Origin of the sequence: Amycolatopsis acidicola, from assembly GCF_007713735.2 — a bacterium.
Taxonomy (GTDB): domain Bacteria; phylum Actinomycetota; class Actinomycetes; order Mycobacteriales; family Pseudonocardiaceae; genus Amycolatopsis_E; species Amycolatopsis_E acidicola.
Genome location: NZ_VMNW02000004.1, coordinates 146,462 through 159,017 on the forward strand (window position 1 = coordinate 146,462; position 12,556 = coordinate 159,017).

Below are 12,556 nucleotides of genomic sequence, written 5' to 3' on the forward strand. Positions count from 1 at the left end.
CGGTTTTTCTCACCCAGTGGTACGGGAAATACCCGGGGACGGCCGGTCGCTGCACAGGTAAAGGCCGCCTGGCGAAAGGAACACGTGCATGTCACCCCTTCATCTCGCCGCCGCGCTCGACGGGGCAGGCTGGCATCCTGCCGCTTGGCGGGAACCCGACGCACGCCCCGGTGAACTCTTCGAAGCCGGTTACTGGACCGATCTCGCGGCCGAGGCCGAGCGCGGGCTGCTCGACTTCGTGACCATCGAGGACTCGTTCGCGCCCCAGACCAGCCGCACCGACCAGGTGCAGGGCAGGCTCGACGCGGTGCTCACCGCGGCCAGGGTCGCCCCTCGCACGCGCAATCTCGGCTTCGTGCCGACGATCGTGGCCACGCACACGGAGCCGTTCCACATCTCCAAGGCGATCGCGACGCTCGACTACGTCAGCACCGGCCGTGCCGGGGTGCGGGTGCGCGTCTCGGGCAGCCAGCAGGACGCCGACCTGTTCGGCCGCCGCGAGGTTCCTTCGCGCGAGGACCTGTTCGACGAAGCCGCCGACTACGTCGAGGTGCTGCGCCGGCTGTGGGACAGCTGGGAGGACGACGCCGAGATCCGTGACGTCGCCACGGGCCGGTTCGTCGACCGGGAAAAGCTGCACTACATCGAATTCCGCGGGAAGTGGTTCGACGTCAAGGGGCCTTCGATCACGCCGCGCCCGCCGCAGGGACAGCCGCCGGTGTCCGTGCTGGCGCACGTGCCCGTCGCGTTCCGGCTCGCCGAACGCAGCTCGGATCTCGTGTTCGCGACCCCGCGCGAGGTCGGCGACGAAATTCCGGTGCAGGGCCCGCAGATCTTCGTGGACGTGGTGGTGTTCCTGGACGAAACGGCGGGCGCGGCGGCCGCCCGCAAGACGAGGCTGGACGAGGCGGACGGCGCCGAGTTCACCTCCGACGCCCTGATCTTCACCGGCACCCCGGCGGAGCTGGCGGACAAGCTGCTGGCCTGGCACGAAACCGGCGTCACCGGCTTCCGGCTGCGGCCCGGCGCGATCCCGCACGACCTGAACGCGATCACCCGCGCGCTGGTACCCGAACTGCAGCAGCGCGGCGCGTTCCGGCGTGCGTACGAGGCCACCACGCTGCGCGGCCTGCTCGGCCTCGAACGCCCCGCGAACCGTTACGCCGCTTGAGAAGGAGACGCGAGATGCCCAAGCAGATCCACCTCGCCGCGCACTTTCCCGGCGTGAACAACACGACGGTGTGGAGCGACCCGGAGGCGGGCAGCCACATCGACTTCAGTTCCTTCGTGCACCTGGCGCAGACCGCCGAGCGCGCGAAGTTCGACTTCTTCTTCCTCGCCGAAGGGCTGCGACTGCGCGAGCAGGGCGGCAAGATCTACGACCTGGACGTGGTCGGCAGGCCCGACACCTTCACCGTGCTCGCCGCGTTGGCCGCGGTCACCGAGCGGCTCGGCCTGACCGGCACGATCAACTCCACCTTCAACGAGCCGGTCGAGGTGGCGCGTCAGTTCGCGAGCCTCGACCACCTGTCCGCGGGCCGCGCGGGCTGGAACGTCGTCACGTCGTGGGACGCTTTCACCGGCGAGAACTTCCGGCGCGGCGGCTACCTGCCGGAGGACCAGCGGTACGTGCGGGCGAAGCGCTTTCTCGAGACCGCCGCCGAGCTGTTCGACTCGTGGCGGGACGGGGATGTGTTGGCGGACAAGGAATCCGGTGAGTTCCTGCGCGACGCCACGGCGGGCGCGTTCGAACGGCACGACGAGCAGTTCGACATCCGCGGCCGGTTCACCGTGCCGCGCAGCCCGCAGGGCCGTCCGGTGATCCTGCAGGCCGGCGATTCCGACGAGGGCAGGGAGTTCGCCGCCGCGACGGCCGACGCGATCTTCACCCGCCACGGCACGAAGGAGGCCGGGCAGGCTTTCTATTCGGACGTGAAGGGCCGTCTCGCGAAGTACGGCAGGAAGAACTCGGACCTCGTCGTGCTGCCCGCCGCGACCTTCGTCCTCGGCGACACCGACGCGGAGGCACAGGAGCTCGCCGACGTCGTGCGGCATCAGCAGGTCAGCGGGCAGACCGCGATCAAGTTCCTGGAACAGCTGTGGAACCGCGACCTGTCGGCCTACGACCCGGACGGCCCGCTGCCCGAGGTGGACCCGCTGGTCGGTGAGAACACGATCGCGCGGGGGAGGGCGAGCGTCCGCCAGCACCGGGATCCGCTCGCGACGGCGAAGCAGTGGCGTGAACTGGCGGAGGCGAAGAAGCTGTCCATCCGCGAGCTGATGATCGAGGTGACCGCCCGGCAGAACTTCATCGGCTCGCCGGAAACGGTCGCCGACACGATCGACGACTACGTCCAGTCGGATGCCAGCGACGGGTTCATCCTGGTGCCGCACGTGACGCCGGGCGGGCTGGATCCCTTTGCCGACAAAGTGGTTCCGCTGCTGCAGGAACGGGGCGTCTTCCGGAGCGACTACACGGGGGACACGCTCCGCGACCACCTGGGGATCGCGCGCCCGTGAAGACGGAAAACCCGGGACGTGGCCGATGCCGCGCCCCGGGTTCCACCGTGAGACCTAGACTTCGTCCTGCTCCGGCTGGTGATCGGCCTGCGCGCGGCGGGAAGCCTCGCGCATCTCGATCACGTCGGTGAGCCAGTCGCCGGTCTCGCGGGCCACGTCACGTACCGCGCCGGTGATGATGGTCGCGATGGCGCCGATGTGCGTGGCCGCGGACTCGGTCAGGACTTGCACCGTGTCCTTCTTGCTCTCGAACTGACCCACCATGTCGTCCCCTAAGAAGTGTTTAAATGGCCTGCGTGGCGGTGGGGGTAGGGGCCCCGCCCGTCGCCCACCGCCGCCCTCAACGGACGCGCTGCGCGCGACAGGGTCCCCTCAAAGCGCCCCCTGGCTGTGGGATCGCCTCCTCATGAATGCCAATTCACAGCGTCGGCGCTGTCCTCGCCAGGGACCACCTCAGAACCCCCGGCGGTGCGAGCTGAGTCCCGCACCGCAAGCGGCTCCGCCGCCTATGAACAGAGCCTAAGCCGCGTCGAGTTCCGGCTCCAGGGTAGTGGGTTCGGTGCGCCGCGGTCGCGTGCTGTCCGGCAGCGCGAACTTGACCAGCTTCTTCGCCACCGAGAACAGCTGCTTGTGCAGGGGACCCGTGTTGTACGGGAGCCCGTACTTCTCGCAGATGGCACGCACCTCGCCGGCGATCTGCGGGTACCGCCGCGCGGGGATGTCGGGGAACAGGTGGTGCTCGATCTGGTGCGACAGGTTCCCGGACATGATGTGGAACAGCCTGCCGCCGGTGATGTTCGCGGAGCCGAGGATCTGCCGCAGATACCACTGCCCGCGCGACTCGTCCTCGGTCTCCTCCTCGCTGAAGCTCTCCACGTCGGCCGGGAAGTGCCCGCAGAAGATGACGGAGAACGCCCACACGTTGCGCACCACGTTCGCGGTGAGGTTCCCGGCGAACGTCATCGGCGCGAACGGGCCGGTGAGCAGCGGGAACAACACGTAGTCCTTGCCGACCTGGCGCGCCGCCTTGCGCACCATCCGCGCGCGGACCTCCTTGAACTCCGACCACTTCCGCTCGCCGCGCACGATCCGGTCGAACTCGAGATCGTGCAGCATCACGCCCCACTCGAACATGAACGCGAGGAAGAAGGCGTAGACCGGGTTCCCGAGGTAGTAGGGATGCCATTTCTGCGCCGGGTCGATCCGCAGGATCCCGTAGCCCACATCGCGATCCTTGTCGACGATGTTGGTGTAGGTGTGGTGGATGTAGTTGTGGGAATGCCGCCAGTTCTCGCCCGGCGCCACGTTGTCCCATTCGAACCGCTGCGAGCTCAGCGCCGGGTCACGGGTCCAGTCGTACTGCCCGTGCATCACGTTGTGCCCGATTTCCATGTTGTCCAGGATTTTCGACACCGACAGCGCCGCCACGGCGAGCGGCCAGGCCGGCGGCACGTACATCAGCCCGCGGCCGAGTACTTCCAGGCCGCGCTGGGTCTTGATGACGTTCTGGATGTAGTCGACGTCCTCCTTGCCGAGTCCGGCGACGACCCGCTGCCGGATCGCGTCCATTTCCCGGCCGAATTCCTCGACCTGCGCCGGAGTCAGCCGGTCCTGCAGTCCCGTCATGACAGTTCCCCTAACAGTTGATCTCGACGTCCCCGACCGGGACGGAGATGCAGAGTTGGATCTCTTCGTCGTCCTCGCCGTGCAGTTCACCGGATTTCGCGTCGCGCACGGTGCCGCGCGTTTTGACCTTCGTGCACGAGAAACAGATGCCCATCCGGCAGCCGTGCTCCGGCGAAAGCCCCGCGGCCTCCGCCTGCTCCAGCAGCGGGCGGCCGGAGTTCTCGATCTCCTTGCCGCTGTGCGCGAACCGCACCCGGCCGGTGGCGCTCCCGGTGTCGAACGTCAACTCCGGCGGGGTGAACTCCTCGGTGTGCAGCTGTTCACTCAAGCCTTCGGCCGCGTACACCTCGCGCACCGAGTCCATCAGCGGTTTCGGGCCGCACAAGTACGTCTGGGCGGAGTCGTACCAAGGCGCGGCCGCCTTCAGGTGCTCGGCGGAGAAGAACCCGGAAAGCTCCGCGCCTTCTTCGTGGGTGTACCCGAAAACGACGCGGAAATTCCCGCGTGCAAGCGCTTCCAGTTCCTCGCGGTAGAGCACGTCGTCCGCCGTGTTCGCGTAGTGCAGGAACACCAGCTCGCCGCGGTAGTCCTCCTCGGCGAGCGTGCGCGCCATCGAGAGCACGGGTGTGATCCCGCTGCCGCCGCTGATCAACAGGATCCGCTCCGGCCGCGGGTCCGGCAGGGTGAAGGCGCCGTCCGCTGGGGACAGTCCGAGCACCATGCCGCGGGTGGCTTCGCCGCACAGGTGCCGTGAAACCAGGCCCCGCGGATCCGCCTTGATCGTCAGTTCCAGCCCGCCGCCGTACTGCGAGCCGGCGGGTGAGTAACAGCGCGTTCGCCGGATTCCGTTGATGTCGACGGAAATCCGCACGTACTGCCCCGCGGTGAAGCCACGCCAGGCGCGGCTCGGCCGCAGCGACAGCGTGACCGAGTCCGCGGTCTGCCTGCGCACTCCGACGACTTCGCCGCGTAGCTCGCGCCGCACCAGCATCGGGTCGACCAGTTCGAGGTAGCGGTCCACGCCGTGCGGGGTGAGCAGTGCTTCCGCGATCGAGGCCAGCTTGCCCATCGCACCTCCAACAGTGAACACCTGTGCACTCAAGTGTGAGGGTGCGGACACTTCGCCGCAAGGCCGGGTGCGCGAAAGTAGGCTGGGTCACGTGACGGCCGAACCGGTGACGCGCCACGAGCGCAAGGAAAGGACCAGGCGGGCGCTGCTCGACGCGGCGCTCGAGCTGCTCGCCGACCGCGGGTACGCCAGCCTGAGCCTGCGGGAGGTCACCAAACGCGCCGGAATCGTGCCCACGGCGTTCTACCGCCACTTCGCGTCCATGGACGAGCTCGGCGTCGCTCTCGTCGAGGAGTCCATGCGCACGCTGCGCTCGATGCTCCGCGCGGCCCGCAGCGATCCGCGCAGCGCCACCGACGTCATCCGCGCGTCGGTCGCCACGCTGTACGAACACGTCCGCGCGAACGAGAACCATTTCCGTTTCGTCACGCGTGAGCGGTACGGCGGCACCGGCGCGGTTCAGCAGTCGATCGCGGTCGAGCTCAAACTTTTTTCCAGTGAGCTGGCCGTTGACCTGGCCCGATTCGAATTCCTCCGCGAATGGTCCACCGAGGATCTGCACATGATGGCCGGCCTGATCGTGACCGCGATGCTCGCGACGGTCGTGGAATTGCTCGAAGCCCGGCCGCGCGACGCGGAAACGGACGAGCGCATTGTGCGGGCCGCGGAAAAACGTCTCCGCTTGATCACGGTGGGGGTCCCCGGCTGGCGAAGCGGGGCTTGACGCCACTGCCGGTGACCTCTTTCCTATCCTCACTGGGAACCCGTCCCTGTGAGCGGAGGTCGTGTTGGCCGAGCCCCAACCCCTGTCCATCGGCGTCGTGCGCGAGTCGGCGCCTGGGGAGCGCCGCGTGGCGCTGGTACCCAAACTCGTGGAAAGACTGGTCAAACGCGGTCTGCGGGTGGTGGTGGAACCCGGTGCCGGCGCGGGGGCGCTACTGGCGGACGAGGCCTTCGAGGAAGCGGGCGCGGAGCTCGGCAACGCCTGGGGCGCCGACATCGTGCTCAAGGTCTCGCCGCCGGACAAGTTCGAAATCACGAAACTGCATTTCGACACCGTCCTGATCGGTTTACTGAAACCGCTGTCCGATGTGGACGGGATCGCCGCGCTCGAGCGGTCGAGGGTGACGGCCTTCGCGATGGAGGCGATCCCGCGGATCACGCGCGCGCAGGCGATGGACGCGCTGTCCTCGCAGAGCAGCGTCGCCGGTTATCGCGCGGTGCTGCTGGCCGCCGAACGCCTGACGCGGTTCTTCCCGATGCTCACCACGGCGGCCGGTACTGTCCCGCCCGCGAAGGTGCTGGTGCTCGGCGCCGGTGTGGCGGAGCTGCAGGCGCTGGCCACCGCGAAACGCCTCGGCGCGCGGACGACCGGTTACGACGTCCGGCCGGAAGTGGCCGAACAGGTCCGGTCGGTCGGCGCGCACTGGCTCGATCTCGGCATCGAAGCGGTCGGTGAAGGCGGGTACGCCCGCGAGCTCACCGAAGAGGAAAGGGCGGAGCAGCAACGCAGACTGACCGCGGCGATCACGAAGTTCGACGTCGTGATCACCACCGCGCTGGTGCCAGGCCGCCGGGCGCCGACGCTCGTCACCGCCGAAGCGGTGCGCGGGATGCCGGCCGGTGGCGTGATCGTGGACCTGGCCGGTGAGTCCGGCGGCAACTGCGAACTGACCGAACCCGGCGCGGAAATCGTGGCGCACGAGGTGACGATCTGCTCGCCGCTGAACCTGGCTGGCGAAATGCCCGGCCACGCCAGCGAACTCTACGCGCGCAACGTGACCGAACTGATCGAGTTGCTCGTGGACGGTGCAGGGCGGCTTTCGCTGGACTTCACCGATCCGATCGTTTCCGGCGCGTGTGTCGCGGGCCGGGCAAGGAAGGACTCCTGATGCTGATCGAGAGCCTGGCGATTCTGGTACTCGCCGGATTCGTGGGTTTCGTCGTGATCTCCAAGGTGCCCAACACCTTGCACACGCCGCTGATGTCGGGCACCAACGCCATCCACGGCATCGTGCTGCTCGGCGGGCTGATCGTGCTCGGACTCGGCGCGACCGGGGTGTTCGACAAGATCCTGCTGGTGATCGCGATCGCCTTCGGCACCATCAACATCGTCGGCGGCTTCCTCGTCACCGACCGGATGCTGGGGATGTTCAAGGGCAAGAAGGAAAAGAAGGAGGCTGGCGAATGACCAGTTTCGTCGGCGTCCTCTACATCGTCGCGTTCGCGCTGTTCATCTACGGCCTGATGGGGCTGACCGGCCCGCGCACCGCGGTGCGCGGCAACTGGATCGCCGCCACGGGCATGGTGATCGCGGTCGTCGCGACGCTGCTCACCCCTGGCATGAGCAACTGGGTGCTGATCGCGATCGGCATCCTGCTCGGCGCGGTCGTCGGCGTGCCGGCCGCGCGCCGCGTGAAGATGACCGCCATGCCGCAGATGGTCGCGCTGTTCAACGGCGTCGGCGGTGGCGCGGTGGCGCTGATCGCGTGGGTCGAGTTCCGGACCTCGGACGGCTACGACGGCGAACCGCGGTACGTCGCGATCACGTCGTTGTTCGCCGCGCTCATCGGTTCGGTTTCCTTCTGGGGCTCGCTGATCGCGTTCGGCAAGCTGCAGGAGAAGATCTCCGGGCAGCCGATCGCGCTGCGGCGGTGGCAACAACCGTTGAACGTCGTTCTGCTGCTGATCGCGATCGCGGCCGGGGTACTCGTGATCACCGGGTCCACGCTGGAAATCCTGATGATCCTGCTGTTGGTGGCGGCCGCCGCGCTCGGTGTCATGGTGGTGCTGCCGATCGGCGGCGCGGACATGCCGGTGGTCATCTCCCTGCTCAACGCCTGCACCGGGTTGTCGGCCGCGGCGATGGGGCTGGCGTTGCAGAACACCGCGCTGATCGTGGCCGGGATGATCGTCGGCGCTTCGGGTTCGATCCTGACGAACCTGATGGCGAAGGCGATGAACCGGTCGATCCCGGCGATCGTGGCCGGCGGGTTCGGCGGCACCACGGCTTTGGCCGCGGGCAGCGCGGAAGCCCGTCCGGTGCGCAGCACGAGCGCGGCCGACACCGCGATCCAGATGGCGTACGCCGGCAAGGTCGTGGTGGTGCCCGGTTACGGCATGGCCGTGGCGCAGGCCCAGCACGCGGTGCGGGAGATGGCGCAGCTGCTGGAGGGCAAGGGAATTTCGGTGGCGTACGCGATCCACCCGGTCGCCGGGCGGATGCCGGGGCACATGAACGTGCTGCTGGCGGAAGCCGACGTGCCGTACGAACAGCTGCGGGAGATGGACGAGATCAACTCGGAGTTCGCGCAGACCGACGTGGCACTGGTGATCGGCGCCAACGACGTGACGAACCCGGCGGCGCGCACCGACCCCGGCTCGCCCATCTACGGAATGCCGATCCTCGACGTGAACGCGAGCCGTTCGGTGATCGTGCTCAAGCGATCGATGAACTCCGGTTTCGCCGGCATCGACAACGACCTGTTCTACGACCCGAAAACCACGATGCTCTTCGGGGACGCGAAATCCTCGGTCGGGGAAATCGTGGAGGAACTGAAAGCGCTGTGACCTCCTCAGTGCGCCGGGCTCCGGCCCGGCGCACTGAGGAGTGTCATTCGGCGGAGGAGAAAACGACCGGCGGCGCGGTCCGGCGACGGGGAGCCTTTTCGGCGGCGGCCTTCTTTACCGGCTGCTTCGCCGCCGCGGCGGGCTTTTTCGCGGCAGCCGCGGGCTTCTTGGCGGCAGCGGCCTTCGGCTTCGCCGGGGCCTTCGCGGTGGTCTTCGCCGCGGCCCTGGTGGCGGCCGGCTTGGCGGCGGCCTTGGTGGCGGCGGGCTTCTTCGGCGCGGCCTTCGTCGACTTCGCGGCAGCCGATTTCGCAGCCGTCGATTTCGCAGCCGTCGACTTCACTGCGGTCGACTTCGCCGCGGCCGATTTCGCAGCCGTGGTTTTCGCCGGGGCGGCCTTTGCCGTGGTGGCCCGCGTCGATTTCGCGGCCTTTGCCGGGGCGGCTTTCGCGGCGGCGGTTTTCCGCGTGGTGGCCTTTGCCGCCGTCTTCGTGGCGGCGGGCTTGGCGGCGGCCTTCTTCGCGGTGGTTTTCGCGGGCGCGGCCTTCGTGGCGGCCGCGGCTTTCACGCCCCTTTTCGGCGCGGCGGCTCCCGCCGTTTTCGCGGTGGCGCGTTTCGTGGCGGGCGCCTTCGCCGTTTTCGCCGCGGCGGTACGGGAATTCGTGCGGCGGGCCGGCGGCGCGAGGCGCTTCGGCCTGCGCTTGCGGCCACCGATGCGGCGGCCGTTCTCCACGTAGCGGGTCAGGATCTCGCGAAGGTTTTCCGCGTTGTCGTCGGACAGGTCGATGTCGTAGTCGACACCGTCAAGGCCGAACCGGACCTGCTCCTGGGCCGGCTCGCCGTTCAGGTCGTCCAGTAATTGCACCGCGGTGTTCTTCGCCACCGAAACCTCCCGTACTCGAATACTGCGGTGAGAATACCTCGCCCCGCTTGCGCTGCGCGTCTGCCTGGTGTGCGCTGATCCTCATGACCGAAGAGACTTACGACGTAGTGGTGATCGGCGGCGGCCCGGTCGGCGAAAACGCCGCGGGCCGCGCGGTCGCCGGGGGCCTCAAATCCGTGCTGGTGGACCACGAGCGCTTCGGCGGCGAGTGCTCCTACTGGGCGTGCATTCCGAGCAAAGCATTACTACGACCCGGAAACGCGCTCGCCGCGGCGAGACGGCTGCCCGGTGTTCCGGTGGGTGAGCGGCTCGACCCGGCGGCGGTGTTCGAGCGGCGCGACTCCTTCACCGGCAAGGGCGACGACAGCGGTCAGGTCGAGTGGGCGCGCGGCGCCGGCATCGAAACCGTGCGCGGGCACGCGCGGATCACGGGGCCACGAGAGGTCACTGTGGACGGCGAGCGAGTGTTGCACGCCACGCAGGCGGTGGTGGTCTGCACCGGAAGTGTGCCGCGCACGCCGGACATTCCCGGCCTCGGCGAGATCACCACGTGGGGTTCGCGCGAAGCCACGTCGGCGAGTGAAGTGCCGTCCCGGCTGGCGGTGCTCGGCGGCGGCGTGGTCGGTGTGGAGATGGCGCAGGCGTGGGCCCGGCTCGGCTCGCGGGTGGAGCTGATCATCTCCGGCCCGCGTCCGCTGCCGAGGAACGCGGACTTCGTCGGGGACGCGGTGCTCGAGGGGCTCCGCGCGGACGGTGTCCGCGTTCATCCCGGATCCGGCCTCGCGCGAGCTTCCGAAGTGGACGGAGCGGCGCGGCTGGAGCTGGTGGACGGCCGGACGCTCGACACCGACGTGCTGCTCGTCGCCACCGGCCGCCGTCCTGGCACGGACGATCTCGGCCTGGAGTCGATCGGGCTGAAGCCCGGGGCCGCGCTCACCGTCGACGACTCCGGCCGGGTGTCCGAAGTGGACGGTGACTGGCTGTACGCCGCGGGTGACGTGACGGGGCGGGCGCCGCTGACGCACCAGGGCAAGTACGCGGCGCGCGTGGTCGCGGACGTGCTGGTGGCCAGGTCGCAGGGCGAACCGGTCGACACGAGCCCGTGGAGCAAGCACTCCAGTACGGCCGACCACCACGCCGTGCCGCAGGTGGTGTTCACCGATCCGGAGGTGGCTTCGGTCGGCCTCGCCGGGCCGGTGGAGGGGAAACCGCACCGGGTGGTCGACCTCGACATCGCCGTCGCGGGTTCGTCGCTGCACGCCGACGGGTACGCGGGCAAGGCGCGGATGGTCGTGGACACCGAACGCGAGGTGCTCGTCGGGGTCACGTTCGTCGGACAGGACGTCGCCGAACTCCTGCACTCGGCGACGATCGCCGTCGCGGGGGAGGTGCCGCTCAGCAGGCTGTGGCACGCGGTGCCCGCGTTCCCGACGATCTCCGAAGTCTGGCTGAGGTTGCTGGAAACCTACGGCCTCTAAGGAATACGGGCAGTGGCCCCGGCCTGCGCGGCGCGCACGAGGCCGGGGTCGACGCTCACCGAAGCGTCGTCGAACCAGGACGCGAGCACGAGCACGACGGTCGTGCCGCCGGCGGTGCTGAAGTACGCGGCCCCGTCGAAGCTCGGGGTGCGCTGCCATTTCCCGGTTTCGGTCGCGAGGTCGGACATGCGGCCGCCGCCCGGTTCGTCCGCCACCTTCTTGACCGCGGCGGCGGAGGCGGAATCGGGGAAACTCAGCACCGACACCGAAACCGCGGCGGGTTTGCCGTCGACGGTGGCCTCGAAGCTGCCCCGCCGCATCGTCACGCACGGCGTCTTCTGCAGGCTCGCCTGCACGTCGCCGATGGCGTGCGCGGCGCAGTCGGTCCCGCTGCCCGAATCGCGTTCCAGCAACTGGATCCCGTTCACGTACTGGGGCGTGGGCGGGCTCGCCTCCGGTTCGTCGCCGCCGGTCGTCGCGAGCACGATCGCCGTCACCAGCAGGATGCCGAGTAGACCGATCGCCGCCATCGGAAGCCAGCGCACGGTGCGAGCGGGCTTGCGCGAGGGCGGGGGCACCGGCGCGGCGTCGGTGACCCGCGGCATCGGCGTGGTCACTTCGATCGGCGGCAGTTTCGGCGGCGCCGGCGGGGCGGGACGGACCGGCGGCATCTTGATGGTCACCGCCGAGAGCGGGTCCTCCTCCGGCGGAGCGACGCCGAACCCTTCGCCGGTAAGCGTTTCCTCCGACAGCTCAGGCGCTTCCGGCGCGAGGCTCTTGATCAGTGCACGCGCGTGCTCCACGGTGCAGGGCTTGCGGGCCGAAGCCAGCGAGACGCTCGCCGCGAGCATGCTCTTCGCGGTTGGGAACACCACGCGCACGTGACCCGCCATGTCCGCGGGCGGCTGATCCACCTCGTCGACGAACGGGCCCACCGCGAGCACGGTGCCGACCGGCATGGTCTCCGGCATCTTCGCCCGCAGCCGCTGGGTGATCGAGTCGGCGAAGGCGAGCTTGGCCGCCGCCGGGTTCACCGTCTTGTCCTGCGCGACCAGCGGCCAGCCGTCGGCCTTCCACGCGCCGGTCAACGGGGCCTCGAGTTTCATCGCCGGGTCGGGCAGGTCCACGCCGAGCACGATCAGCACGCCGCGCGGCAGCACCACGACCGCGTCCGCGACGCGCCCCGTCGGCAGCGGCCGCACCCCGGCGAGCGCGATCCCGCCCGCGACCGCCGTCCCCTTGCCGAGGGACGCCAGCGCGGCGCGGATGTCTTCGGCAACCAGCGACGGCTGCCGAGCCAGGCGCACGACCCGCAACTCCGAACCTCCCCGAACTCACGCCTGCCGTTGGGTGCACACGCTAGCGCCCGGTGACCGGTGATGCGCCCGATGGTGTGAAATTCACGAGCTGAAC

The 12,556-nt window shown here is 69.1% G+C and carries 12 protein-coding genes and 1 pseudogene; 8 read left to right on the forward strand and 5 right to left on the reverse strand.

Translation table 11 applies throughout. The annotated features are described in order from the left end of the window. The first annotated feature begins 88 nt into the window (after window positions 1-88). Together FPZ12_RS04880 and FPZ12_RS04885 are read left to right on the forward strand one after the other, a co-directional pair. Window positions 89-1,171, forward strand: coding sequence for an LLM class flavin-dependent oxidoreductase (locus tag FPZ12_RS04880; protein ID WP_144745736.1), 1,083 nt, complete (start codon window positions 89-91; stop codon window positions 1,169-1,171). A gap of 14 nt (window positions 1,172-1,185) precedes the next feature. Continuing rightward, on the forward strand, window positions 1,186-2,520 hold the full coding sequence (locus tag FPZ12_RS04885) for an NtaA/DmoA family FMN-dependent monooxygenase (protein WP_144745737.1): 1,335 nt from the start codon (window positions 1,186-1,188) through the stop codon (window positions 2,518-2,520). Between the two features lie 54 nt (window positions 2,521-2,574). Here FPZ12_RS04885 and FPZ12_RS04890 read toward each other — a convergent pair whose 3' ends face one another. From FPZ12_RS04890 to FPZ12_RS04900, 3 genes are all read right to left on the reverse strand, one after another. Next, window positions 2,575-2,784 (reverse strand): hypothetical protein, encoded by a 210-nt coding sequence (locus FPZ12_RS04890; RefSeq protein ID WP_144745738.1) that lies wholly within the window; start codon window positions 2,782-2,784, stop codon window positions 2,575-2,577. A 255-nt stretch (window positions 2,785-3,039) separates the two neighbouring features. Then, complete coding sequence (locus FPZ12_RS04895; RefSeq protein ID WP_144745740.1) at window positions 3,040-4,146, reverse strand: fatty acid desaturase family protein; 1,107 nt, start codon at window positions 4,144-4,146, stop codon at window positions 3,040-3,042. A gap of 10 nt (window positions 4,147-4,156) precedes the next feature. After that, on the reverse strand, window positions 4,157-5,215 hold the full coding sequence (locus tag FPZ12_RS04900; RefSeq protein WP_144745742.1) for a ferredoxin reductase: 1,059 nt from the start codon (window positions 5,213-5,215) through the stop codon (window positions 4,157-4,159). Between the two features lie 91 nt (window positions 5,216-5,306). Between FPZ12_RS04900 and FPZ12_RS04905 the strand changes: the two genes are divergently transcribed. The 5 genes from FPZ12_RS04905 to FPZ12_RS47040 all read left to right on the forward strand — a co-directional run bounded on the left by FPZ12_RS04905 (window position 5,307) and on the right by FPZ12_RS47040 (window position 9,519). After that, window positions 5,307-5,939 carry a TetR family transcriptional regulator gene (locus tag FPZ12_RS04905; protein WP_144745744.1) on the forward strand — a complete coding sequence of 211 codons (633 nt, stop codon included), beginning with the start codon at window positions 5,307-5,309 and terminating at the stop codon, window positions 5,937-5,939. Window positions 5,940-6,000: 61 nt separating this feature from the next. Further along, entirely contained in the window at window positions 6,001-7,107 is a 1,107-nt protein-coding gene (locus tag FPZ12_RS04910; RefSeq protein WP_144745746.1) for an NAD(P) transhydrogenase subunit alpha, read from the forward strand. After that, window positions 7,107-7,406: an NAD(P) transhydrogenase subunit alpha part 2 gene (locus tag FPZ12_RS04915; protein WP_166462574.1), complete on the forward strand. Its 300-nt coding sequence runs from the start codon at window positions 7,107-7,109 to the stop codon at window positions 7,404-7,406. The genes FPZ12_RS04910 and FPZ12_RS04915 overlap by 1 nt, the downstream gene beginning before the upstream one ends. Further along, window positions 7,403-8,785, forward strand: coding sequence for an NAD(P)(+) transhydrogenase (Re/Si-specific) subunit beta (locus FPZ12_RS04920; protein WP_144745748.1), 1,383 nt, complete (start codon window positions 7,403-7,405; stop codon window positions 8,783-8,785). The genes FPZ12_RS04915 and FPZ12_RS04920 overlap by 4 nt, the downstream gene beginning before the upstream one ends. Beyond that, the gene (locus tag FPZ12_RS47040) at window positions 8,782-9,519 is read left to right on the forward strand and encodes a hypothetical protein (RefSeq protein ID WP_424923571.1); all 738 of its coding nucleotides are present in this window, start codon (window positions 8,782-8,784) and stop codon (window positions 9,517-9,519) included. Before FPZ12_RS04920 ends, FPZ12_RS47040 begins: the two co-directional genes overlap by 4 nt. 32 nt (window positions 9,520-9,551) lie before the next feature. On the opposite strand, the pseudogene FPZ12_RS47045 reads toward FPZ12_RS47040, so the two are convergent. Next, window positions 9,552-9,665, reverse strand: a pseudogene (locus tag FPZ12_RS47045) (Lsr2 dimerization domain-containing protein); the annotation flags it as partial. An 83-nt stretch (window positions 9,666-9,748) separates the two neighbouring features. Here FPZ12_RS47045 and FPZ12_RS04930 point away from each other — a divergent pair. After that, the gene (locus tag FPZ12_RS04930) at window positions 9,749-11,143 is read left to right on the forward strand and encodes a dihydrolipoyl dehydrogenase family protein (protein WP_144745750.1); all 1,395 of its coding nucleotides are present in this window, start codon (window positions 9,749-9,751) and stop codon (window positions 11,141-11,143) included. Here FPZ12_RS04930 and FPZ12_RS04935 read toward each other — a convergent pair. Beyond that, a complete protein-coding gene (locus FPZ12_RS04935; protein ID WP_341771203.1) occupies window positions 11,140-12,450 on the reverse strand; it encodes a hypothetical protein in 1,311 nt (436 codons plus the stop codon). The two genes, FPZ12_RS04930 and FPZ12_RS04935, sit on opposite strands and share 4 nt — an antisense overlap. Window positions 12,451-12,556: the final 106 nt, after the last annotated feature.